The sequence below is a fragment of the Indibacter alkaliphilus LW1 genome, from assembly GCF_000295935.2.
Taxonomy (GTDB): Bacteria; Bacteroidota; Bacteroidia; order Cytophagales; family Cyclobacteriaceae; genus Indibacter; species Indibacter alkaliphilus.
The window spans coordinates 14,774-37,793 of the sequence record NZ_ALWO02000002.1; the positions used below are offsets into that span (position 1 = coordinate 14,774).

19 protein-coding genes are annotated in these 23,020 nt (G+C 39.5%); 8 read left to right on the forward strand and 11 right to left on the reverse strand.

The annotated features are described in order from the left end of the window. Positions 1–3 precede the first annotated feature (3 nt). Positions 4–837: a hypothetical protein gene (locus tag A33Q_RS00055; protein WP_009035193.1), complete on the forward strand. Its 834-nt coding sequence runs from the start codon at positions 4–6 to the stop codon at positions 835–837. A gap of 2 nt (positions 838–839) precedes the next feature. On the opposite strand, the gene A33Q_RS00060 is transcribed toward A33Q_RS00055, so the two are convergent. The 7 genes from A33Q_RS00060 to A33Q_RS00090 form a co-directional block, all read right to left on the reverse strand. After that, positions 840–2,312 (reverse strand): cellulose synthase family protein, encoded by a 1,473-nt coding sequence (locus A33Q_RS00060; RefSeq protein ID WP_009035194.1) that lies wholly within the window; start codon positions 2,310–2,312, stop codon positions 840–842. After that, on the reverse strand, positions 2,312–3,856 hold the full coding sequence (locus A33Q_RS00065) for a 4Fe-4S binding protein (RefSeq protein ID WP_009035195.1): 1,545 nt from the start codon (positions 3,854–3,856) through the stop codon (positions 2,312–2,314). The genes A33Q_RS00060 and A33Q_RS00065 overlap by 1 nt, the downstream gene beginning before the upstream one ends. Next, complete coding sequence (locus A33Q_RS00070) at positions 3,853–5,211, reverse strand: NAD(P)/FAD-dependent oxidoreductase (protein WP_009035196.1); 1,359 nt, start codon at positions 5,209–5,211, stop codon at positions 3,853–3,855. Before A33Q_RS00070 ends, A33Q_RS00065 begins: the two co-directional genes overlap by 4 nt. After that, positions 5,204–5,962 carry a DUF547 domain-containing protein gene (locus A33Q_RS00075; protein WP_009035197.1) on the reverse strand — a complete coding sequence of 253 codons (759 nt, stop codon included), beginning with the start codon at positions 5,960–5,962 and terminating at the stop codon, positions 5,204–5,206. Before A33Q_RS00075 ends, A33Q_RS00070 begins: the two co-directional genes overlap by 8 nt. A gap of 151 nt (positions 5,963–6,113) precedes the next feature. Then, positions 6,114–6,599 (reverse strand): rhodanese-like domain-containing protein, encoded by a 486-nt coding sequence (locus A33Q_RS00080; RefSeq protein WP_009035198.1) that lies wholly within the window; start codon positions 6,597–6,599, stop codon positions 6,114–6,116. Positions 6,600–6,689: 90 nt separating this feature from the next. Beyond that, positions 6,690–7,403: a Crp/Fnr family transcriptional regulator gene (locus tag A33Q_RS00085; RefSeq protein ID WP_009035199.1), complete on the reverse strand. Its 714-nt coding sequence runs from the start codon at positions 7,401–7,403 to the stop codon at positions 6,690–6,692. A 73-nt stretch (positions 7,404–7,476) separates the two neighbouring features. Next, positions 7,477–8,022, reverse strand: coding sequence for a type I restriction enzyme HsdR N-terminal domain-containing protein (locus A33Q_RS00090; RefSeq protein WP_016254387.1), 546 nt, complete (start codon positions 8,020–8,022; stop codon positions 7,477–7,479). Between A33Q_RS00090 and A33Q_RS00095 the strand changes: the two genes are divergently transcribed. After that, entirely contained in the window at positions 8,001–9,641 is a 1,641-nt protein-coding gene (locus tag A33Q_RS00095) for an amidohydrolase (RefSeq protein WP_040489531.1), read from the forward strand. The two genes, A33Q_RS00090 and A33Q_RS00095, sit on opposite strands and share 22 nt — an antisense overlap. Before the next feature lies 1 nt (position 9,642). Here the strand turns inward: A33Q_RS00095 and A33Q_RS00100 are convergent, their stop codons facing one another. Beyond that, positions 9,643–10,341 (reverse strand): ComEA family DNA-binding protein, encoded by a 699-nt coding sequence (locus A33Q_RS00100; RefSeq protein ID WP_009035202.1) that lies wholly within the window; start codon positions 10,339–10,341, stop codon positions 9,643–9,645. Between the two features lie 224 nt (positions 10,342–10,565). On the opposite strand from A33Q_RS00100, the gene hemA reads away from it, so the two are divergent. From hemA to A33Q_RS00115, 3 genes are all read left to right on the forward strand, one after another. Beyond that, positions 10,566–11,837: a glutamyl-tRNA reductase gene (hemA, locus tag A33Q_RS00105; RefSeq protein ID WP_040489544.1), complete on the forward strand. Its 1,272-nt coding sequence runs from the start codon at positions 10,566–10,568 to the stop codon at positions 11,835–11,837. 69 nt (positions 11,838–11,906) lie between these two features. Next, positions 11,907–13,481 carry a WG repeat-containing protein gene (locus A33Q_RS00110; protein ID WP_009035204.1) on the forward strand — a complete coding sequence of 525 codons (1,575 nt, stop codon included), beginning with the start codon at positions 11,907–11,909 and terminating at the stop codon, positions 13,479–13,481. A gap of 35 nt (positions 13,482–13,516) precedes the next feature. Continuing rightward, a complete protein-coding gene (locus A33Q_RS00115) occupies positions 13,517–13,969 on the forward strand; it encodes a YciI family protein (RefSeq protein ID WP_009035205.1) in 453 nt (150 codons plus the stop codon). A 12-nt stretch (positions 13,970–13,981) separates the two neighbouring features. Here A33Q_RS00115 and A33Q_RS00120 read toward each other — a convergent pair whose 3' ends face one another. The 3 genes from A33Q_RS00120 to A33Q_RS00130 form a co-directional block, all read right to left on the reverse strand. Then, positions 13,982–16,819 carry a PD-(D/E)XK nuclease family protein gene (locus A33Q_RS00120; protein ID WP_009035206.1) on the reverse strand — a complete coding sequence of 946 codons (2,838 nt, stop codon included), beginning with the start codon at positions 16,817–16,819 and terminating at the stop codon, positions 13,982–13,984. Continuing rightward, positions 16,812–20,072: a UvrD-helicase domain-containing protein gene (locus A33Q_RS00125; protein WP_009035207.1), complete on the reverse strand. Its 3,261-nt coding sequence runs from the start codon at positions 20,070–20,072 to the stop codon at positions 16,812–16,814. The genes A33Q_RS00120 and A33Q_RS00125 overlap by 8 nt, the downstream gene beginning before the upstream one ends. 85 nt (positions 20,073–20,157) lie before the next feature. Then, positions 20,158–20,766, reverse strand: coding sequence for a DUF6992 family protein (locus A33Q_RS00130; RefSeq protein ID WP_009035208.1), 609 nt, complete (start codon positions 20,764–20,766; stop codon positions 20,158–20,160). 197 nt (positions 20,767–20,963) lie between these two features. On the opposite strand from A33Q_RS00130, the gene A33Q_RS00135 reads away from it, so the two are divergent. The 3 genes from A33Q_RS00135 (at position 20,964) to A33Q_RS00145 (ending at position 23,009) form a co-directional block, all read left to right on the forward strand. Further along, entirely contained in the window at positions 20,964–21,524 is a 561-nt protein-coding gene (locus A33Q_RS00135; protein WP_009035209.1) for a YceD family protein, read from the forward strand. 17 nt (positions 21,525–21,541) lie between these two features. After that, on the forward strand, positions 21,542–21,733 hold the full coding sequence (gene rpmF, locus A33Q_RS00140; protein ID WP_009035210.1) for a 50S ribosomal protein L32: 192 nt from the start codon (positions 21,542–21,544) through the stop codon (positions 21,731–21,733). Positions 21,734–22,010: 277 nt separating this feature from the next. Continuing rightward, complete coding sequence (locus A33Q_RS00145; protein WP_009035211.1) at positions 22,011–23,009, forward strand: beta-ketoacyl-ACP synthase III; 999 nt, start codon at positions 22,011–22,013, stop codon at positions 23,007–23,009. Positions 23,010–23,020: the final 11 nt, after the last annotated feature.

Consider the following 23,020-nt stretch of genomic DNA (forward strand, 5'->3'; position numbering starts at 1 on the left):
TCCATGCAAGGTAAAATATCTCCTGTTTTCAGGCTTTTTCAACAACATTTTGCAGAAGCCAAGTCAGCATACGTAGCTCTAAGCAAGCAGTTTAGAGGAAAAAAAGCCATTGAACTGGAAAGCAGACTCATTTTCCTGGAAGTCTACCTTGATTTGCTTTCACACATTCATTTCAAAGAAGATGGGTTGAAGTTTGAGCTTTTTTCTCCTTTCAGAAATATTTTCCGCGGACTGAAAAAAACCAAACACCTGAAAATGGTCATCAATCAGGTGGAGGCCATAAAGCTTAAAGAATCCATAGAGTTTAAATCATATACCAAGTCGCTTTTGAATGAAAAAAACCAACTCTATGCAGAAGTCTATGATCAGGTATTGGTCTCTCCCTTACATATTTGGGAAACGCTGTACAATGCTTCTTCCAAATTAAGTAAAGGATTAAAACCCTTGATGATCAATACCGCCACCACTCAAATCATCAATGAGGAATTGGAGTATTTCAACCTGGATCATAAAACAAAACTTGACAGTAAAGCATTGAAAGATATCTATGAGGGGCTTAGGGTTATCATCGCTTTGGAAAATTTACGGATTGAATCAGGATTTAATCCCATTTTCGTAGATGAGGTACACCAAAGGATGGGAACTTTACAAAAATCCCTGCTCAATTGGTATGAAAACCACCTCTTCATTCAACACCTGACTGGCTTTTTGTCTGACAAGCAAAATATTTCCAATAAATACCTAGACTTACTTGAAAATCTTCACCTAAATAAAAAAAATCATAAGTCTAATGTAGAAAAACAGGTAAGAGACCTTTTTGAGAAGATTTTAGACTAGAACTATATTTTTTGAAAATTATAACTCTTGAAAGATTGCCAGCTTACAAGTCCATATCCTATGGCCAGCATCAGGTGAAAAATCAACATTTGGTAAGTTCCGGAAATTAGAGATAAAATAACGATCAGAAAAAATACCAAAGCCAAAAAGGCTTCAATATAGGTGGTAAATGGGACCTGAAGCTGATTGTAAATATTACTGGTCCAAGAGTCCTGGTTACCTTTCAAATTGTATTTTGGAGTACGAATAAAAGGAGACTTCTTCCCACTCAACCCCTCCCAAACTGCTTGGGCATTATGAACTGACAAGCCCATCGACACGGACAAAAATAACGGAAGCTCCCACAAAAATCTGAAAAAACTTTTTCTGGAAAACCCCACCAAACTTAGATTGGCAAAAAAGTAAACCAACGCGATTATCAAAAAGCTAAGCAGAAAGACTGCCGCTGAGCGAAAGTATGAATCCGGAATCATATCCTGCTGAAATGCCCACCATATTGGAATACTGCTGAGGCTTACAATGAATACTGCAATAAAAATAACGGCATTGAGCAAATGGGCTGTGGCATGAATCTTTACTTTGGCAGGATAAGGGTTCAAAAGTACGTTTTTCAAGTGCTTGACAGCACATTCTGCTCCTCCTTTTGTCCAGCGAAACTGCTGTGACTTAATGGCTGACATGATGGGGGGCAATTCAGCGGGGGATTTTACATCCGGCCTATAGACAAATTTCCATCCTTTTTGCTGCGCTCTATAGCTCAGGTCCAAATCTTCGGTCAGCGTATCTGCTTCCCAATTACCCGCATCAAGGATACATGCTTTACGCCAAACCCCACCAGTTCCATTGAAATTGATAAATGCCTCTTGATTATTTCTACCTATCTGCTCTACCATAAAGTGTGCATCCAAAGCAAAGGCCTGAAGTCTGGTCAAAATAGAAAACTCTTCGTTCAGGTGAGTCCACCTTGACTGAACCATTCCTACTTCCGGCTCTTCAAAGTGCCCCACTGTAGCTCTTAAAAAGTCTGGATCCGGCAAAAAATCCGCATCAAAAACAGCGATAAACTCTCCTTTCGCTGATTCCAGGCCAGCTTTCAAAGCACCTGCTTTGAAACCTGATCTGTCCTTTCTGTGAATATATTGAAAATCAATATCAGGATATTCTTTGATTGCTTTTTGGATGATTTCGACGGTTTCGTCTGTACTATCATCCAGAATTTGTATTTCAAGTTTTTCACTGGGGTAGTGAAACCCTGCACAGGCATGGATCAGCCTTTCGACAACATAAACTTCATTGAACACCGGTAATTGAACAGTGACGAAAGGCAGATCGTTTTCATCAGGAAAAGTATGGCTCTTTTTTTTGCGAAGAAATTTAAAAAAATGAAAAAGCAAATGTGCCTGTGCCAAGCTATAGCAAAGTACAAACAACATCGCTATGGCGTAAATGCCAAGAAATATATAAATGATACTCATTAAGATTTTACTGTAATCGATTTGTTCCCTATAATAATTGGGTTTTCGTTGATTCTTCCTTCTTCAGACCCATTTTCCAACTTCAATACTCCCCTAGGGCAAACAGCTGAACAAACACCACAGCCTACACATGATGCTCGTACTATATTCTGTCCGCGCTGGGCATACCAACGCACATCTATGCCCATTTCACAATAAGTAGAGCAATTGCCGCAAGATATACATTGTCCACCATTGGTCGTAATTCTGAACCTGGATTTGAAGCGTTGCACAATTCCTAAGTATGCTGCCAGAGGGCATCCAAATCTACACCAGACCCTGTTGCCCATAAAAGGATAAAACCCAGTACCAATAACTCCTGCAAAGGCTGAGCCTATCGCAAATCCATACACACTATGCAACTGATCCGTGGCCTGACCCAGAAGTCCGAACTCCATAAAATAATTGACAATGGTCACCAAAGTCATGGCTACAGCAAATACCAATACCCCATGAACCATATATCTTTCTACGCTCCAGGCCTTCAAGGACTTATCCGAAAGCTGCCTGTATGGATCCCCCAATGTTTCGGCCAAGCCCCCACATCCACAGACCCAGGAGCAGTACCAACGCTTCCCATAGAAATAAGTGAACAATGGAACACATACTATGATCAGAATAATTCCCCAGACCAACATAAACATGCCTAAAGCTCCTGAGCTAAGCATGCCTTCCATTCTGTAATCATAGAAAAAAGAATAATCCAAAGGCCAAATGTTTTTGAAATCATGCCATGGTTTATTGAGCAAAACCAATATTTCGGGAATCAAAAAAGCAAAAGCCAACTGAAAAAACATAACAGAGGCAGTCCTGATGGTTTGGTAGGTATTACCTCTATATTTTCGAAACATCCTGATCCCCATCACCAAAATAGCCAGCGTATAGATTAATCCATACAAAAACCATTGGGAAGCCGGATTACCAGAAAGAAAAATACTTAAGGGATCTACCATCAATACCAGATTGGTAAGGTATTCTGGAAACCAATAAAGAATAACATAAAACACTATCAACCAGGTACCGGTAATAATACCCAGCAATCCCCTTGATTTCATGGAAGAAAAATAGATTCCATCATTCTTGATTCCTTCCGGCTCATTCCTATACAATGGCAAAATGTAAAGCAGACCTCCCATAACACCCAAACCTATTGAAATACCTAGAAAAAGATAGGGGTTATCCGAAACAGCCCCTTGGCTTGCTGCTTTGGTCAAGTCAAAGGCATAATCGTCCCAGATTACCTGATCCCAATCCTCATTGGATTTTAGCTCATCGTTGAAAGCATCAAAATAGTGGTTGAAATCTGAGACAAAAGAAAAATTACTGGAATAAGTTTCCCCATACATAGGCCTGAGAATCCGCAGCATATCATCTTGATGCTCCTCCTTTACCTTGTCTTCCACCATTTCCCTTTCAAGTTGATAAGTTCCAATAAAAGGGATCAAACTGAAACCAATCAGTCCAAAAATAAATAAGACTAGTCCGATTACCTGAATTTTTTTCATGCCCTTGACCCTATTAATCTGTGAAAGAAAGAACGCTTTGGAATTTCTATTTTTTTACCACTTACAGAGGCGTATTTTTCCAATACTTTTTTGTAAAATTTATCAAAAAACTCAGCGTTAAAATCAGCCTTATGCAAGTTTTGGAGTACTTTTTCCAAAGACCACCCTTCTTGAATTGCTTGGTCAAAAAATTCATGCCTCAACCTCCAACCAAAACTGTTTACTCCAAGAATTTTTTCCGATTCCTTTTCAAAAACCAGCCTAAGACAGTTCTTGCCACTTTCGCTTTCCCAATAGAAAGAATCAATACCCTCTTTCCTTTCATTTGGCACAAGCCCATAAGTCTGATACTCAATATCAAAAAACTTCGCTGAATTGAACCAGATTCCCGGTCGATAAGGGACAGCATTGTCTGAGGTTAGGTTATGCGCAAGTGTTTCTCCGTGCATTCTCCCAGTATACCAAACCTGTTCAATATTTTTCCTGTCATCTCCAGGCTTTTCTCTAAACTCAGCACAATCCCCAATCGCATACACATCCTGTATATTGGTCCTGAAAAAACCATCCACTAAGATCCCCCTGCCAATCTCAAGGTCCGAGTTTTTTAAAAACTTTACATTTGGGCTTACGCCAACTGCCAAGCCTACAAACTGACATTCAATTTTTTCACCCTTGTTGGTCAAAACTGAATCCACTTTCCCTGAATCATCCCCATAAATTTCTTTCAGCTCAGTTTCCAATCTCAAATCTATATGATGTTCCAATATATGCTTATTGACCAACTGTGCTTCTTCCACAGGTAATACATTATCCCAAAAATTCTTTTCCCTGACCAAAAATGTCACCGAAATATCCCTGCTCGCCAGCATTTCGGCCATTTCAATTCCGATCAATCCTCCACCGACGATCACAGCATGTGATATCCCTACCGTATTTTCCTCCATGATATCCAAGTCCTGTTTGGAATAAAGTCCCTGTACTCCATTGAGACTTTGTCCTGGCCAGTCAAATTTGTTAGGGACAGAGCCAGTTGCCAAAACCAAAACATCGTATCCAACTTTTTTTCCAGAGTCTAAAAGCAAAGTTTTATTGTTGAAATCCACTAACTCCACCCAAGCCTGTAAAAGTTGAATATTATTTTTCTCCCAAAACCAATCCTCATAGGGTTTGGTATGTTCAAATTGCATGTGCCCCATGTAAATGTACATGAGTGCTGTGCGTGAAAAAAAGAATTCAGTCTCTCCCGAAATCACCAGGATTTCCGAATTTTCATCCTTTTTACGAATATTTCTGGCACAGGTGATTCCCGCTATACCATTGCCAATAATTATGATTTTTTTCTTTTTATCATTCATTCAGAGACCAGTCGTATTTGATATTTGAGACTTTGGCGTTGGGTTTAATCTTGACTTTAGAATATTTGTTAAGGTAATCAATTAAGCTTCCCTTTTTGGTAAAATCACCTTTGAACCATGAAAAAATCTGGGATATTTCAACCTTTTCGGCACTGATCTTATTGTACTTTGGATTGTTAATGAAGTCCTTCGCCGCCTTTTCTAATTGACTATCAAGCTTTTCGGCTGTAAAAGCTTCATTCAACAATGGAGGACAGGATATTGAGGCACAATTGACTGCAAAATGTATCCTTGGTTCGTCAAATTCCTTTCTGATGATTTTGTGCTCTATATCATCCAGACTGGTATCTTCTCCACCTATTTTGAAGAATTTCTTGGTCCAAACGGTATTGACCATGGGCACATTTAAAGTAGGATTAAGGTCCTTGATACTTTCCACTGGATAATTGTCCGCAATCAGCTTGATGGTAAATGCATTATAGGCATTGATCCAATAAGCCAGTTGCTCGTCTTTAGACCAGGCTTTTTTGTCGGGTGCATTATTGCTCAATAGATTCAAGTATTCCTGTAGTCTCTTTTCTTCCTTGATAAAACCCTTGTAATCTACTTTCCCGTCTTTGGACACGTATTTTTTAAGAAGTTCATCAAAAATCTCATGAGAAGGAGCTTTCTCGGCAGCATCTGAAATCTCGTATGCTCCACAGGAAAAGTTCAGCAAAAAGAGTGTAATTAAAATCGATAAAGTTTTCATAAATATCTTTCGTATTAGTTGAGGTAAGGTACGAAGTAAACAGGAGGATTGTATTTGAATAAAGCTATTGACCTTCTAGTCCCTCCTAAATATGCTTAAAATTGAAAGTTTTATAATTCACCAAATGTCATTAAAAAGACATTTAGCAGCTTCAATACACCTTATCCCCTTTACTCAGCCAAATCCCCCAAGTTTTGCTGTAGGCATGAACTCTATTGGTTTTACCATGCTCATCAAAAACCGGAAGACCCTCATTGACCCAATGAAAAATACCTCCATAGAGGTTGTAAACATTTTGATAACCGGCCTCCTTCAGCTTTTTTCCGATTTCCTGGCTCCTTGCACCAATGGAGCAATAGACTACAATATCCTTGTCTTTGGGAATTTCGCTAATAGCCTCTAGTGAAAAAGTGTCGTAGCCTACCCATTTGGCATTCTTAATGTGGGAAACTTCAAACTCTGATATTTCTCTGGTATCGAGAAAAAGTACTTCTTCAGTGAGTTTTTTGTCTTCTGGATAAACTAAGGGAAACTCTTTGTCATATACTCCTTTCAAAAGCGTTTTATACGCCAAACTTTGACCCCAAACCATCGCAGAACTGAACAGAATTAAAATTATCAGAAAAAACCTTTTCATATTCTTTCAACACCCATTGAGTTCAATTGGTTGCCACAAAAAAACAGTGATCCAAAGTATCACTGTTAATGGGTGTAAACCAAGATTGTTTTATCCATAGAAGTCTGAAAGTCTGGCAAGCCCTTTTTTGTCCAGGACAATGATCTTTTTCCCTTCAAAATCTATCAATTCGTCTTTTTTAAATTCAGAGAGTAACCGGATAACAGTCTCAGTAGCAGTACCTACAAGTCCGGCTATTTCTTCTCTGGTAAGCACAATATCTATTTTTTGACCTTCTTGGCCATCAATCCCATAGGTTTCACTTAATTTCAGTAGCGTGAATGCCAACCTTTCTCTTATGGATTTTTGTGTAGCATCCGTGAGTTTTTCCTCCATGATACCCAAGTCATTGCAAATAGCTTTAGTGACTCTTTGATGAAATGCAGTATCATCAGAAAGGACCTTTAAAAATGACTCCCTGGGAATAAAACATATTTTTGCATCTTCAACTATTGTAGCAGATGAGGAATAAGACTCTTCACCCAACAAAGATGTATAGCCCAGAAAATCTCCTTTTTGTGCAAGCCTGATAATCTGCTCTTTGCCGTTTGAGGCTGTTTTAAAAACTTTTACAATCCCTTCATTGATGCAAAAAATCCCCATAGGCTTGGTGCCTTCGTAGAAAAGTATCTGTCCTTTTTTATGGCTTATAAAATTCTTGTTGTCCGTAATGTGGCATAAATGCTGATCAGAAACTCCCGCAAAAAGGGAAAACTTTCTGCTCACACAAAGTTCACATGCTATGCTTTTGGGTTGACTTTTCATATTATCCTATTGCAATTATTCGAAACTAACTAGTGCTTAAATATAGTTAAAAAGCTGACACATATCAGCTTTTTCAGACCTTAAATTCCGGGAGACCCTGTATCTGTTTGTAATTATTTGATGCTCGATCATAGGCAAAAAACAAATGTTGAACCCCATTACTAATTCCTACAAAAGCCGCTTGCACACTTTGATTATAGACAGTGACCTGCTCCATAGTCTTTTGGGTCAATTTCACTTCTGGAGCTTTACACTCTATCAGTAAAAATGGATCACCTTTCCTGTCAACAATGAGGATATCAGACCTCTTCTGCAATTGATTGTATTTCAATCCTTTTTCAATGGCAAAAAGGGATTTGGGGTAATTTCTAAACTGAACAAGGAATGTGATCATATGCTGTCTGACCCACTCTTCAGGGCTCAAGATCAAATACTTCTTTCTCAGTGAGTCGAAAATGTTTAATTTACCGTCCATTTCTTCAATTTTCAGCTCAATTTCAGGAAAATTGAGCTTTGCTTGAAGAAAATTATATCTGTCATCCATCATGGCTGCAAATATCAGGTCTTTTGGAGAAGAATCACCTATATCTTTTAAAAATGAAAAAAATATTGGACACATGCTTTTTAGTTCTTTTTTGTCTGGGTTTGCAGCATTGCAGCCCTAAAAAAGAATCTGTGGACCTGATTGTTCATAATGCCACAGTCTACACAGTGGATGATGGTTTTAGTATTTTAAAGGCTTTCGCTATAAAAGATAACCGCTTTGTGGAAGTGGGAAGTAACAGCTCCATTTTATCCAAATACCAAAGCGAGGAAATTGTGGATATGGAGGGCAAACCAATCTATCCCGGATTTATTGATGCGCATGCACATTTTTTTAGATATGGTTTGGGGCTTCAGGTGGCTGACCTACTAGGTGCTGAGTCTGAAGAAGAATTGGTACATAGAGTTAAAGAACACCATGAAAAAAACCCGGAAGTAGCATGGGTCATGGGTAAAGGTTGGGACCAAAACCTTTGGGAAGGCAAGGAATTTCCCACCAGGGAAGCCTTGGATGAATTGTTCCCCGACAAACCCGTCCTACTCACCCGCATAGACGGTCATGCGGCATTGGCCAACCAAAAGGCCCTTGATCTCGGAGGAATTACCGCCAAAACGGAGATGGTAGGCGGCAAAGTGATTTTAGCTGAAGGCAAGCCAACAGGAGTCCTAATCGACAATGCAATCAAATTGGTATCGTCCAAAGTCCCTAGCCCAAGTGAGGATGAAGCCAGAACAGCTTTTTTAAACGCCCAGGAAAACTGTTTCGCCGTAGGTTTGACCACTGTAGTAGATGCAGGCCTGGAAAGAGAAACCATTGAACTGATCCAAAAATTGCAAGAGGAAAACGCCCTCAAAATGCGAATGTATGCCATGGTGAACCCCACTAGGGAGAATATGGATTACTATTTTGAAAAAGGCCCTTACCAAGATGACAAATTGACTGTCAAAAGCTTTAAAATATACGGTGATGGTGCATTGGGCTCAAGAGGAGCAGCATTACTCAGACCCTATCATGATCATGCAGATAATTACGGTTTCTTGCTCAAAAATCCGGAAGAGTTTGATGCCTTAGCCAAAGAAATCTATGAACATGGTTTTCAAATGAATACTCATTGTATAGGGGACTCGGCCAATAGAACACTGCTTGATATTTATGCCAAATACCTCAAAGGGAAAAACGACTTGAGATGGAGGATAGAACATGCCCAAATTGTCAGCACGGATGACATGCCCAAATTTGCCAGTTTCAGTATCATTCCATCGGTACAACCCACCCATGCTACCTCTGACATGTATTGGGCAGAGCAAAGGCTAGGTCCTTTCAGGATCAAAACAGCCTATGCCTACAAAGATTTATTGGATCAAAACGGCATGCTGGCTTTGGGAAGCGATTTCCCTGTGGAGCATATCAATCCTTTGTATGGTTTTCATGCTGCCGTAGTCAGAAAGGATGCAAAAAATTGGCCTGAAAATGGTTTTCAACCAGAAAACAGAATAACCAGAGAACATGCACTTAAAGGAATGACCATTTGGGCCGCTTATGCCAATTTTGAAGAAAAATTAAAAGGAAGTATAGAACCCGGTAAGTTGGCTGATTTTGTAGTTTTGGAAAAAGACATTATGACTGCCGATAGAGTTGACTTGAGAACTATCAAGGTAAAACACACTTACATTGGAGGTGAAAAGGTTTATTGAATCAGTCAAATTTCAAGTATGGCCGAAGCCTATCCAACCATTCTTCGTTGAAAATTTTAATCTTTAATAAATCCTCAGCATTTGAGTAAGGTCCGTGCTGATCCCTATAAGCCACAATAACTTTAGCAGCACCATAATTGACATAGGGATGCTTGGCAATTTCTGCAACCTCAGCATGATTTATATCTAGGAGACGAAATATTCCGGGTTGGAATTCAAAATAATCAAAAATCCTCTCCATCACTTCTTGTTTTAATCCATATACTTCAAGTAATTGCTCCTTGTACAACATTCCCCCCATTCCCTCTCTAAACTTGACGATCCTTCCTGCCAAGGTCTGACCTATACCGGGTACAACCTGAAGAGTCACAGAGTCTGCTTCATTAAAATTAAGGCGATTTAACTTTGGTGAAGCCCTTTTCGGAAAATCATCCTTTTTTTTAAGAGTATCTTGAGGCAAAAGCGAATTTTCTTTTACAAAATCTGGTTTATAATGGAGAAATCCAGCCTGCACCATACTATCAATCACCTGCTGGTATTCTTCATATATCTCTTTGTTTTGCTTCTGGACCAGTCGCCCATAAAAATCCGGCACGAAATAAAGAAGGAGAAAAACTGGAACGATGAGTATAAATCCACGGGATTCTCTTTTGGTAAACCCAAAATAGGTTTTCAAAAAAAAGTAAATTCTGGCTTTCATAAAAATTTCATTTTGTGAAACATCCAATTGGAAAAAGATATTCGTATTTGAATAACGAAATTTAAAATATTGGAAACAAAAGTCCAAATAACTTTAGTTTACTTTCCATTTGTTTGAAAATAAGACCTGAGTTATTTAGATAGATTTTAAATTAGAGGTAGATGTCACGAAATATTCTTTTGAACGAGAAACTGAATTAAATTTGTATGCGAAAAGTACCTGAAATGCAGCATAACTTCAGAGCAATAAGCTTATCACATAAAAGTGCCCCAGTCCAAATCAGAGAAGTGATTTCTCTTGATGAAGGATCTATTCATGCACTATTAGTCAAATTGAAGGATTTTTTCAGTCTCACAGATACTTTGATCTTATCTACTTGCAATAGAACAGAAGTATATTATTCCCATGAATTAGATTTAAGTACCGAAATTATCAAACTCATTGGGCTTGAAAAAGGGCTTGACAATGTGGTTGATTATTTGGAGTACTTCAAAATACTCAATAACGACAAGCAGGCGATAGACCACCTTTTCAGGGTATCAATGGGTCTTGAGGCTCAGGTAGTTGGAGACATGCAAATCTCCAATCAGGTCAAAAGGGCTTATCAGCTTTCCGCTGACCTTGACCTTGCCGGTCCTTTCCTTCACAGGTTGATGCATACCGTCTTCTTTTCCAGCAAAAGAGTTGTGCAGGAAACAGCTTTCAGAGATGGAGCAGCTTCAGTATCCTATGCTGCTGTTGAACTTATCGAAGAACTAACTTCCAACACATTCCAACCTAGGGTTTTGCTTATTGGTGTAGGTGAAATAGGTGAAGATGTTGCCAAAAACATGGTTCACATTCCAGACGCCAAAGTATCCATCACCAACCGTACCTTCTCAAAAGCTCAGGCCCTTGCCGATGAAATGGGATTTGAAGCAATTCCTTTTGAGCAGTGTTTTGAAGCGATGAAAGATGCAGATGTGGTTGTTTCATCAATCATGAAATCGGAGCCTTTCATTACAAAGCAATTGGTGAAATCTTTGGACATTCCCAGCTACAAACTTTTCATTGATCTTTCTGTCCCAAGAAGCATAGAGACAACCATAGAAGATGTACCTGGGGTAATGCTATACAATGTGGACAATATCAGAAGCAAGGCTTCCGAGACCTTGGAAAAGAGGTTGGCTTCCATTCCACAGGTAGAAAGGATCATAGAAGAAGCTATAGAAGAATTTTTTAATTGGAAAAAAGGAATGATGGTATCTCCAACCATCAACAAGCTTAAAAATGCTCTGGAGCAAATCCGTCAGGAAGAGATGGAAAGATTCCTGAAAAACGCAGATCAGGCTCAAATTGCGATGATTGACAAAATCACCAAGAGCATGATGCAGAAGGTACTCAAAGTACCTGTAGTACAATTAAGGGCTGCTTGCCTCAGAGATGAAGCAGATCAGATGATTGACATCATTTCGGATCTTTTTGACTTGGAAAAAGTCAGTGAAAAGAAGTCCTGATAAATATCCCTGCGCTTTTATTGAATAAGAGTAGTATTCCTCTTAATTTACCCCCTCAATTATCCGATAATGATTACAAACGCCAAATTGGGGGCAATCACCCTAGCTCTATTACTGGGTTTTTCCACATCTAATTCCTTTTCCCAGACTTACGAGGTATATGATCAAAACCTCAAACTCAAGTCAAGAGTAGCTTATGACCAAATCAAGATTTTGGGAGAATCTGTCCGCATAAGTGCGGTTGATTCTGAGGTTAAATTACTGAGCAGGGAATATAAACCTTACCTCAACCTTAAAGCTGAATCTATTTTTGCTTATGATCAACCTTGGATTGTAACTCAAGGAAAAGATGGTATGGGAGCTTTTCATGAATATGGAGAAGAAATACTACCAGCGGAATACGATAAAGTACAGACTTTTTTTACCAGGCTGCTTGCAAATAAAGGCAACATGTACTGGATTTATGACCATTCCAGCAGAGAAACCAAGGCTTTAGGAACATTCAATGAAGCTAGGTTAGCTACTAATGGTCAGGTTATAGCAAAAACAGCTCAAGGATACCTCCTTCCGCTGTCTGAGGATCCGGATCACCTGTATGAAGAATTAAGAGAAGTCAATCAAAATTACCTGTTTGCCAAAGAGGCAACCGGCTATGGCTTGATCAATAGAGAAGGAAACTACGTGCTTCGTCCCGTAATCGACCATTTGGTACACTTGGAAGAAGATTACTTTTATGCCTATGATGGCAATCAATATATGTTGATCAAAGGCAGGGAAGGAAAAGCAGATATCAATTACACTTCCTATCACAAAATCACTTTAGAGGATGGCTTGATGCTGGAGTTTATCCATGGCAAATTGAGAAGAGTAATGAAAAATGATGGGATTCTTCTGGATCAGGTAGGCATGGAAAAGGTCACCTCTGTTGGAGAAAAGCATTATAATGTTTTTTTAAGAGATCAGACGGTAGGTCTCTTGGGACAAAAAGGTTGGGAAATCAAACCAATATTGGGAGTTGACAAAATCCTTCCAGGGAAGGAGGGACTTTTCCCTGCCTTCAAAGATGGAAAGCTCGGCTATATAGATGTACTGGGAAAGTGGGCTATTCCTGCTCAGTACGAAGACGGAAAAAAATTCAATGAGGGTTTTGCGGCAGTAAAATCCGGAAATCTCTGGGGCTATATAGATAGAAGCGGAAACTGGATTGCTGAACCACAATTTGCCTTTGCCAGCGAATTCAGAAGAGGACTGGCGGTGGTCAAAAAATCAGGAAAAGACAATATTATTAACAAGAACGGGAGTCTGATTCTGGAAACAGGGTACCAGAGGATTTCTTTGGCCGCAGATAATTACTTTATCACTGAGGAAGAAAATAAATTTGGACTTGTAGCTCCTGATGGAAAAGAAATTGTGGAGCCAAAATTTCAAGAATTACGCAGGGAAGATCTCAATAAAATATTGGTAAGAGTAGGTGATAAATATGGTCTTTTGGATGAAAACGGAGACTACCTGCTTCCGCTTTATTATAGAAATATCATGTTTGACCCAGGGGCCAATCAAATCCTTGCTGAAGATTTTTATCAGTTTGCCGAAGAGGAAGCAGAAGAAAATGTAGGTAATTCCAAAAAGAAAAGGGGAGGCTGATAAAGTCAAGCAACAATCATCACAACATCTAAGGTATGAAAAACCATATTTTCTTTCTGCTGGCATTCCTGTTTTGTATACAGGCCAAAGCCCAAAACACCTCATATGACGAAAAGCTTGCCAAAGAGCTTGGAGCGGATGATTATGGCATGCGGAGTTATGTAATGGCCTTTTTGATGGCCGGCGACAGAGTCAGTGAATATAGCACAGAACAACGTCAACAAATCCAACAAGGACACATGGCCAACATCAATAAACTGAGTCAAGAGGGTAAATTGATTTTAGCAGGCCCTTTTATCGAGGGGGGAGAGAAAAGAGGTATTTTCCTTTTTAATGTCAACACACTTGAAGAAGCCAAACTGCTCACCCAATCAGATCCCGCAGTAGAAGCGGGAGTTCTGAAGATGGAGCTGGTACAATGGTATGGCTCTGCAGCATTGCTTAAGATTCCTGAATGGCACAATAAAGTTCAGAAAAAGTTCTTTTGAATTAAATCCACATCACCTCCCACACATTTCTTTGTAAGCACAGTAGCTGCATTTTGCGGTATCATCAGTTTGGACAAAAGGCACCTCTGGATCAAATATTTCGCCCAATAAAGTACTCAGACCTGCTTCAAATTCCTCTTGGTGGTCAAAGTAATTCTCAACTTCTGATTTGTTCATCCGCAGAAATGGACTGAAATTATCCTTAAATATTTCCTTGACATTGAAAAGCCCCGGTTTTAATGGTTTTCTGTTTGTAGGATTGGAAAACTGATACAAATACGCATACAGCATGGTCTGCAATCCAGCCTTATTTCTCTTTTTATTCTCTCTTTCTGTTAATGAGCCAATGGATTCCAGATTTTTATTGTCTTTCCCTGTTTTGTAATCCAAAAGCCTGACAATACCCTGATGCTCATCTACCCTGTCAATCAGGCCATATAGACCAATGGGCTGTATTTCTCCACCAATCAGTACTGGAATGCTTGCATGGTATTCTTTCTCCAAACCCAATATTGAAAAATCTCCATTTTGCATATCATATTCAATGATTGCCTGGATATAATTCACAAAGATTTCTCTTACTATTTGCATCTGCCCGGTGATTTGGATGGCTTTGCCTTCATCCAGATGATAAAACTCTCTGATGGCCTTATCAACCATCAGAGGTACCTGAAGTCTGATGCGCTCAAGTTCATGGGATGTTATTTTTCTGAATTCTTTCCCCTCGGGGACTTCATACAGAAATTCAATTGCACGGTGTAGAATACTTCCAAAAACCCCGGCATCCACTTCTGCAGCTACCTCTTCCTTTTCTTTCAAGCCAGCTACATACCTGAAATAAAACCTTAGCGAACAGTCCAAATATGTATTGATCCCCGATGCAGATAATTTTTTTCTATGAATTTCCGGATCAGACTTGACTATGTATTGATTTAGAGTTTCAAGAATTGCAGGTGTTTTTTCCATGACAATTTCCCGGGAAGGGGTAAGTGAAGCTTCCAGCATAACCACCTTAGGACCTTCAATATCCAGTTCCACCTGCATCTGTTGCAGAAACCGCGACATCTCTCCTGCCTTTCCCTGATTGGCAGATGTGCTATAGATCAAGTGGACTTCTTCAGCCCTGTGGAGCAATCTGTAAAAGGTATAAGCATAAATCGCGTCATTTTGCTCCTGAACCGGAAGACCGAATGCCCTTCTCAGATTAAAAGGAATCATGGAGTTGATACTACCTCCAGGGGGAAAGCTACCTTCATTGACATCACAGATAATTACTCTTTTGAAGTCCAGATTTCGGGATTCAAGCACTCCCATCAACTGTAAGCCTTCCAGGGGTTCCCCATCAAATGGCAGTTTCACTTCCCTGAAAAGCTGTCTGAAAAGCTTCAGAAAAAACTCTGTCTTCAGTTCACCAAGCCTGCTGCCTGTGAAATTTTCCTCCATCCTATTGAGCAGCTTGTAAGTTTGAAAAAGATAGGAACGTTGAATGGTGTCATCTTTCAACTGCTCAGCAAGATGGGATAATAAATCTCCCAAATAATCAAAAAGAGAAGCTGCCTCTACCCTCTTAAAAATCAATGTGAAAAGACCTCCCCCTTTTGTCAAAACTTCTTCATGAATTTCCAGACTGTTTGTCTCCGAAATATGTGTTTTCAGATTATTGACAAATACGCGATCTGCATCAGTAAGATAGGTAAATGACAAAAGATCAATAACAGGCTTATGGTAAAAATAGGTTACCCCATCTCTGACTTTAATAAATCGCTGCAAGTCCAATACCGCATCCAGAAAAGCATAAACAGGTGCATTTCTGATTGGGTAACCCATGGTCACATTGAGCTTTTGGATATTCTCGGGGATAGCATGAAGCGCTGGAAAAAGCAAGGTTTCGTCCGGTAAAATCACAACTGTTTCTTCCAATGCCTCAGAAGGTTTCACATGCTTCAAAAGGTGCCCCACCAAATTCGCCTGATTGATTTTAAGAGGTACAGCATAGGTGGAGATTACCTTGGATTTGGAAATAATCCCCGAGGGGATTTCATCGGGAAAAGTAGGACCAAAAACAGGATCCTTCTTATAATTCCTAAAAAAGAGGCCTGATTCCTGTCTCTGATCATTGAAATAATAAGCATCCACATCCCAGAAAATCTCAGCTCCAAAATTTTTGATAAAATGTTTGATGAGTTTTTCTTCTGTTATGGTAAAAGCATTGAAGCCCACAAAGACATGGTGCTTGGCAGGCGTTGCCATCCTATCCAGTTGTAAAACTCCATTTTTGTAAATTTTCCCACTGTAATACTTTCCCGATACATCCAAATGGGCATTAAACCTTTCATATAAGTCACCAAGTACTTGCCAAAAACGCAGAAATTTCTCTTTTTCTTTTTCTTCTTGACTTTTGAACGATTTCCAGAATTGCTCTATCAGCTTGATTTGTTCCTCAGTCAGGTAACTCAGGTCTGATTCGAAAGATTTGATTTCAGATAGATTTCTATACAGCGTTTTGGCATCCGCCATAAATTGATCAATGTCATTAAAATCTTTGAGAATAAGCTCTCCCCAAAAATAGAACCTATCAAAATCCTCCGGCTCAGGTTGAAGCTGGCAATAGACCTCGTAGAGTTCAAAGACCAAACTCAGATCATCAGCAGGAACCTGCCCGGTAAGACCCGTAAAAACCTGCTCAATCGTCTTTACCTCAGGCATCCAGCTTGGATTTTCTATCAATTCACCCAACTGCCTGATAAAAAACAATCCCGCTCTTCTATTTGGCAAAATTACTGTCACCTCTTTCAAGTCCCTGCCTGAGGCTAAAATACTGGCAGCTGTATCTTTCAAGAAACTATCCATATACTTCAATGATTTCTGTGGGTTCCAAATAGCAGAGAAAACCTTTGACAGACAGCTCGCTCATCTGCTTAAGCAGCTGCATATATTCCCTGACCTGTACTTTATGGGAATCACTTTTTACTCCTGTTTTAAAATCCAAAACCACGGCTTCCTTTTCCGAGATTAATATCCTATCGGGACGTTTTTGAACCCCTCCCGGCAATAATATACCCTGCTCTGCAAAAGCCCTATAAGTACCTGAGTACCAATTTTTAAATTGTGGCATGGCAAATAAATCTTTGAGTTGCTTTTCCAGTTCAAGCTTAATCTGCTCTTCAAACCTTCCCTCAAAATTATATTGAGCAATTAATGAAAGGGCCTCGTCCAGCGTATTGGAGTTTTCAAGTATCTCGTGGACCAATACCCCCAGCTTCCTCTGGGACCTATCTATCATCCCGATTTTCCCAAAATCCCAAGCATACTCTCGGGTCTTCAACCTGGTATTCCATGAGGTGTAAGTCCAATTCATCCAGTTTTCTTTTTCAAAAAAATCAGTCTTTTTCTCTGTCCTACCTGGCCAATTCCCAAACTCAAAAACCTTTTCTTCAGAATTCCAATAAGCTTCTTGGCCGAAAAATTTAACTCCATACCCTGAGTTCAGCAAATTGTACAAAATCCCTCCGGTCTCTTTGGTTGAAACACCGCTCTTTTTGGAGACTTTATAATTGGCATGTCCCCAAATAACCTCCTCCGCCCGGGTAAACGCAACATATAGCATATTTAGTGAATCTAAGTAGGCCAACCTTACCTCATTGGAATAAAGGTTATCAAAGGCTGTTTCTTTCAGTGCTGAAGTATGTGATAGTGGCATGACTGCACTTAAGCCATCTTCTTGCCATTCCGACCATAAGATTGGAGCCTGATTGCCTGTTGCCACCACTTCCCAATCCATAAAAGGCATCAAAACCACCTTGTATTGCAGTCCTTTTGATTTGTGGATGGTCAGTATCCGCATGGCATCATGACCATCCGGGATTTTCACGGTCTGTTTGTCTTTATTCAATTCCCACCAATCCAGAAATCCGGCTAAATCTGCCCTATTCTTTTTCACAAAATCAAAAACAGCTTCCTTGAACCCGGAGATATAAGCCAGGTCTTTACCCTTTTTGCTCAGGTCCAAGAACTGCATCAATACATCTACCAATTCCAACAATGGCTGCTGCAGCCACTTACCCAATTGGTTTTGTAAAATTTGATATTTTGAAAGTAGCTCCAGAGGTAAACTGCTCACTTCAAACAAATCATGGGAATAGTCAATCTCATGAAAAAGCGCATAATAATAAAAACAGGTTTTCAATGCTACTTTATCATCTGGATTCCTGAGGTGTTCTAAAAGAGACAAAAGAGACTTCACTGCTGCTGATCTGTGAACAAATAAAGATTCCTCAGACAAAACATCGTAAGCATAACCGTTATTTGGGTTTTCACGGGCATAATCCATCAGCTTATCAGCTATTTGAGCACCCTGTTGGTTTTTTCTCACCAAAAAAGCCATATCTTTCAAGGCATAGCCCTTATCCTGAAGGCGCTCTACCAATTCAGGCAATTTATTCAACACATCCCCATCCTCTTCTTCCTCTTCCAAGTCCCCGTTCTCCTGAGGAAGGCTTTTTCTATATTCCTTCTCTGTAAACTCCAAATGAATAAAGCCTTGAAAAGCAGTTTGTCTTTTTTGCTCAGGCACCTTCTGACGGACTTCTTGGAAAGCTTTAGTAAGTAGATTTTCAGATTTTACATTAAAATCTGTCTGCATCAACTCCTGCATAAATTCCGGCAAAGACTCAAAAAGTGAATTATTGAAATCTATGACTTTGGGAAGGCTGCGGTAATTTACGGCCAAGTTTTTGACTTGAATCATTTGACTTCCTATCTGCTCCTCCACTTCCTGAAGCAACAGCTCCAATTTGCCTCCTCTCCACCGATAGATAGATTGCTTCACATCACCTACCAGCAAATTGGTATTTCCGGAAGCAAGTGAGTTTAGCAACAAAGGCTTAAAGCTAGACCATTGAAAATCAGAAGTATCCTGAAATTCATCAATCAGAAAGTGCTTATACTGATTGCCTATTTTTTCATAGATAAAAGGAGCATCATTATCCTTGGTGATTTCCTTCAAAAAATCATTGACATCGGAGATCAGAAGAATGCCTTCTTCATCTTTGAGGTCTCTCAATTCCAGAATTAAATTCCTAAACACTCCATATTCTCGAAGATTCCTTAAAAGTGCTTCCAGTGTATTCCATCTGGTTCTCAAAGGGAGGGATTTTTGTATCAAGTCCCTGAGTCCTGAATCAGCAGCAGAAATGATAGCCTCTTTTTGTTTAGAAGTTTTGGTATGCCAGCCTTCCACAGATTCAATATTGCTGAGTTGAAGATCAGAGTAATTGGGAAAAGGCCCAGTCTTGTTTCCAAACTTTTCAAATTTGGAAGCAAAATTAGTATTTCCTTTACCTCCTGAAAAATCAGCCCAATCCAATCCAAATCTTAATCTGATCTCATTGGCCTTCTCTTTCATTTGCAATGCTTCTTGTATCAAAATAGCCCGCTGCTGAAAAATAAATGTTCTCAACTCCTGTACAAATTCTTCCTTTTCTAATGAAGATTGAAAACTATCCCGATAAGCTTTGAATTTTTCCTGAAATATTTCTTTTCCCAAACCCTTGATCCCAATCCTAATATCCCAGGATTTTCCATCTTCTATCTGATCCTTGGCGTAATCTACAAGCCACTGCTTAAGATTCTGATCCTCGGAAACTTTTTCTACAACCCTATCCACTAATCTCTCCAAAACAGCTTGTTGATCGAGTTCAACATCAAATTTGGCCTGTAAATCCATCTCTCTTGCAAATGAGCGGATGACTTTTTGAAAAAAGGAGTCAATAGTACTCACTGAAAAGTAACCATAAGCATGCAATATGTCTAAAAGGGTGTGGTAACTCCTTCTCTTAAGCTCCTCTCCGTCTATTTGAAGATGCTTCATCAATTCACTATCCAAAAATTCTCCCGGCTTAACCTCTTTGGAAAGCCTCTCTAAAAACTCCAGAATCCTTTCTTTCATCTCCTGGGTAGCCTTATTGGTGAAAGTCACCGCAAGGATTTGCCTGAAAGCCCCAGGATGTTTCAAAGCCAGCTTGAGATATTCGAGTGTCAACGTATAAGTCTTACCGGAACCTGCTGAAGATTTGTAAATGATAAAAGGTTTGATGCTGTCCATAGGCAAAAGTGTATAAGAACAAATCAAAGACTTTTGACCCTGAATAAAAAATCAATGACGCGAATTGTCAGAATAAAATATTCTTCTAAAATTCCCAACGAAAAGAAACTCCATTGCCGCTAAGGCTGACCTGATCAACAATCTTTGCAAGATTCCCTGAATGCTTCCTGTGGACAAAATACTTGATCAAATCGAAGCTCATCAAAAATGCTCCTTGCAGCATAATGGATTTGCCAAAACCCTGAAATTGTCCATCATCTAACCTCCTACCTCTCTCATTCAACCAAAAGCCAGATGCCACATAAGCCAGATCGAGTCCTGCATTTAGCAATAAGATTTTTTCAATGCTATTCTGGGCACTAAAAGTTTCCCAGAGATCACTTTTTGACTCTTCCTTCATGGCACTGAAATAACCAAATCCAGCAATAAGCAAATTTACCGAATTCCAATACATATTCATCTGATGAAATGCCCTTGTCTCTCCAGAGGTCCTTCCAGCCATGACGGCTCCTGTGGCAATATTTCCAACAGCCCAAGATCCCAATATCAGCATCCCTGACTTGTTGTAATCAATTCTTTCCTGATTGTATTGCCTCAGTGCATCTTGATTGGATTGGGCCAGGGTTTCTTTTGAAAAAATTGAAACTATTGAAAACAAAAGGAGTGTTAAGATTAAGGATTTGAAAAGTTTCATAAATGGTTTGTTTAATAAATTAACATGAATTGAAAGTTTTTGTTGATGGATCTAAAAGAAAGTAAGGTAGGCCTATCTTTTAAATTCCAAGATGAATTTCCAGTCTTATCCGAAGCTTTATAAAATAAATCCTGACCAAATTTTATTATTCTAAAGCATTTCCCTAAATTTGCGGTCTTGAATTAGAGGGAGGAGTCATGAAATTCTTGAGAGCGTACAACATTGACATCATCAAACTCAAAGAGGGTAAACACACATTTGAGTTCAATGTAGATAATGAGTTCTTTAGGTTTTATGAAGCAGATGAATGGGTCAACGGAGCCAATCTAAAAATTGAAGTAATACTGAATAAGACAGTTTCCCTGATGGAGGCTCACTTTCAGGTTTCAGGTACCGTGGGGCTTACCTGCGACAGAAGCCTAGAGGAGTTTGATTATCAGCTAAATACCGAGGAATTGGTTATTTACAAATATGGGGAAATGGAGCAGGAGATCAGTGAAGATGTAATCATGATCACCCGTGACACTCCCAGCATAAACATTGCCCAGCTTGTCTATGAATTTATCTTGTTGGCTATTCCTGCCAAAAAGATTCATCCGGATTATGAAGACGAGGATGAAGAGGACGAAGGTGAAGGCAGTTTGGTCTATCTTTCTGAGGAGAACGAAGATGATACAGATAAGCCCTCAGGCAATAAAGAAAAGAAACAAACCGATCCCAGATGGGAAGCATTAAATAAATTAAAGAATAAAGATTAATCTAAAATAGCATAGAGATGGCACATCCTAAACGCAAAATTTCGAAAACCAGAAGAGACAAAAGAAGAACTCACTATAAGCTAACTGCTCCAGGACTGGCTAAATGCCCTACAACAGGTGAGACCCACCTACCTCATAGAGCATTTTGGTTGGACGGTAAACTGTACTACAAAGGACAGGTTATCATGGAAAAAGAAGTTCTTGCTTAATCATTACACAAAAGGCCTTTTGACAAAATCCATCCCGACACAAGTCAGGGTGGATTTTTTTGTTTTAAAGAAAAAGCTAAGTTTACAAGAAGTCTCTCCAGCAGAAACCTTTAAAGTCCTTTAAAACCAAAAAGCTTTGGTGAAAAAGGACATTTTAAATAATTTTGATGCCTTGGTCTGCGATCAAAGCAATTCTCAATCCAAATTAGACCATAACACATTCAGAGCCAATAAATTAAAAAGTAACGCTTTTGTTTTGGCTGAAAACCATTGATTAATGAAAAAAACCAGAGCAGTAATTACGGGAGTTCAAGGCTGGGTTCCGGAATATGTATTGACCAACCGTGAGTTGGAAACCATGGTGGATACCAATGACGAATGGATTACCACCAGAACAGGAATAAAAGAAAGAAGGATTTTGAAAGGTGAAAACCAGGGGACTTCAGTAATCGGAATCAATGCTGTCAAAGGACTTTTAGAAAAAACCAATACCAAAGCAGAAGATATTGACTTGATTATCTGTGCGACAGTTACCCCTGACATGCCTTTCCCGGCTACAGCAAATATCATTGCAGATGGAGTTGGTGCCAAAAACAGCTACAGCTATGATATTTCGGCTGCTTGTTCTGGATTTTTGTACGCCCTCACTATTGGCAGCCAGTTTATAGAAACCGGGATGCATAAAAAAGTCATCATTGTAGGTGCAGACAAAATGTCTTCAATAATTGATTACCAAGACAGGGCTACCTGTATTATTTTTGGTGATGGTGGCGGTGCAGTACTTTTAGAACCTACCCAGGAAAAAGTCGGTATTATGGATTCTTTACTCCATGCTGATGGCTCAGGAGCTCCTTTTCTTCATATGAAAGCAGGAGGTAGCCGAAAGCCGGCAAGCTTGGAAACCATCGCTGCCAGAGAGCATTTTGCTTTTCAGGAAGGATCCACAGTCTTCAAATTTGCTGTGACCAACATGGCAGAGGTCAGTGCTAGAATTATGGAACGAAATAATCTGGCTTCCGAGGATATTGCATGGCTTGTTCCGCATCAAGCCAACAAAAGAATCATCGATGCTACCGCAAACCGAATGGGTGTTGGTCCCGATAAGGTGATGCTAAACATAGAGAAATACGGTAACACTACAGCCGGAACTTTACCTTTGTGTCTTTGGGATTACGAATCCCAACTTAAAAAAGGCGACAATATCATCCTTGCTGCTTTTGGAGGAGGATTCACTTGGGGATCCATCTATCTGAAGTGGGGGTATGACCCAAAATAATTAAATTTTAA

What these genes read in the sequence shown, in the direction of transcription:
- A33Q_RS00060 (WP_009035194.1), bottom strand. Translation starts at nt 2,312, where the DNA reads ATGAGTATCATTTATATATTTCTTGGCATTTACGCCATAGCGATGTTG.
- A33Q_RS00115 (WP_009035205.1), top strand. Translation starts at nt 13,517, where the DNA reads ATGAAAAACCATATTTTCTTTCTGCTGGCATTCCTGTTTTGTATACAG.
- A33Q_RS00075 (WP_009035197.1), bottom strand. Translation starts at nt 5,962, where the DNA reads ATGAAAACTTTATCGATTTTAATTACACTCTTTTTGCTGAACTTTTCC.
- hemA (WP_040489544.1), top strand. Translation starts at nt 10,566, where the DNA reads ATGCAGCATAACTTCAGAGCAATAAGCTTATCACATAAAAGTGCCCCA.
- A33Q_RS00100 (WP_009035202.1), bottom strand. Translation starts at nt 10,341, where the DNA reads ATGAAAGCCAGAATTTACTTTTTTTTGAAAACCTATTTTGGGTTTACC.
- A33Q_RS00145 (WP_009035211.1), top strand. Translation starts at nt 22,011, where the DNA reads ATGAAAAAAACCAGAGCAGTAATTACGGGAGTTCAAGGCTGGGTTCCG.
- A33Q_RS00055 (WP_009035193.1), top strand. Translation starts at nt 4, where the DNA reads ATGCAAGGTAAAATATCTCCTGTTTTCAGGCTTTTTCAACAACATTTT.
- A33Q_RS00080 (WP_009035198.1), bottom strand. Translation starts at nt 6,599, where the DNA reads ATGAAAAGGTTTTTTCTGATAATTTTAATTCTGTTCAGTTCTGCGATG.
- A33Q_RS00135 (WP_009035209.1), top strand. Translation starts at nt 20,964, where the DNA reads ATGAAATTCTTGAGAGCGTACAACATTGACATCATCAAACTCAAAGAG.
- A33Q_RS00085 (WP_009035199.1), bottom strand. Translation starts at nt 7,403, where the DNA reads ATGAAAAGTCAACCCAAAAGCATAGCATGTGAACTTTGTGTGAGCAGA.
- A33Q_RS00130 (WP_009035208.1), bottom strand. Translation starts at nt 20,766, where the DNA reads ATGAAACTTTTCAAATCCTTAATCTTAACACTCCTTTTGTTTTCAATA.
- A33Q_RS00070 (WP_009035196.1), bottom strand. Translation starts at nt 5,211, where the DNA reads ATGAATGATAAAAAGAAAAAAATCATAATTATTGGCAATGGTATAGCG.
- A33Q_RS00065 (WP_009035195.1), bottom strand. Translation starts at nt 3,856, where the DNA reads ATGAAAAAAATTCAGGTAATCGGACTAGTCTTATTTATTTTTGGACTG.
- A33Q_RS00095 (WP_040489531.1), top strand. Translation starts at nt 8,001, where the DNA reads ATGAAAAAAATATTGGACACATGCTTTTTAGTTCTTTTTTGTCTGGGT.
- rpmF (WP_009035210.1), top strand. Translation starts at nt 21,542, where the DNA reads ATGGCACATCCTAAACGCAAAATTTCGAAAACCAGAAGAGACAAAAGA.
- A33Q_RS00125 (WP_009035207.1), bottom strand. Translation starts at nt 20,072, where the DNA reads ATGGACAGCATCAAACCTTTTATCATTTACAAATCTTCAGCAGGTTCC.
- A33Q_RS00110 (WP_009035204.1), top strand. Translation starts at nt 11,907, where the DNA reads ATGATTACAAACGCCAAATTGGGGGCAATCACCCTAGCTCTATTACTG.
- A33Q_RS00090 (WP_016254387.1), bottom strand. Translation starts at nt 8,022, where the DNA reads ATGTGTCCAATATTTTTTTCATTTTTAAAAGATATAGGTGATTCTTCT.
- A33Q_RS00120 (WP_009035206.1), bottom strand. Translation starts at nt 16,819, where the DNA reads ATGGATAGTTTCTTGAAAGATACAGCTGCCAGTATTTTAGCCTCAGGC.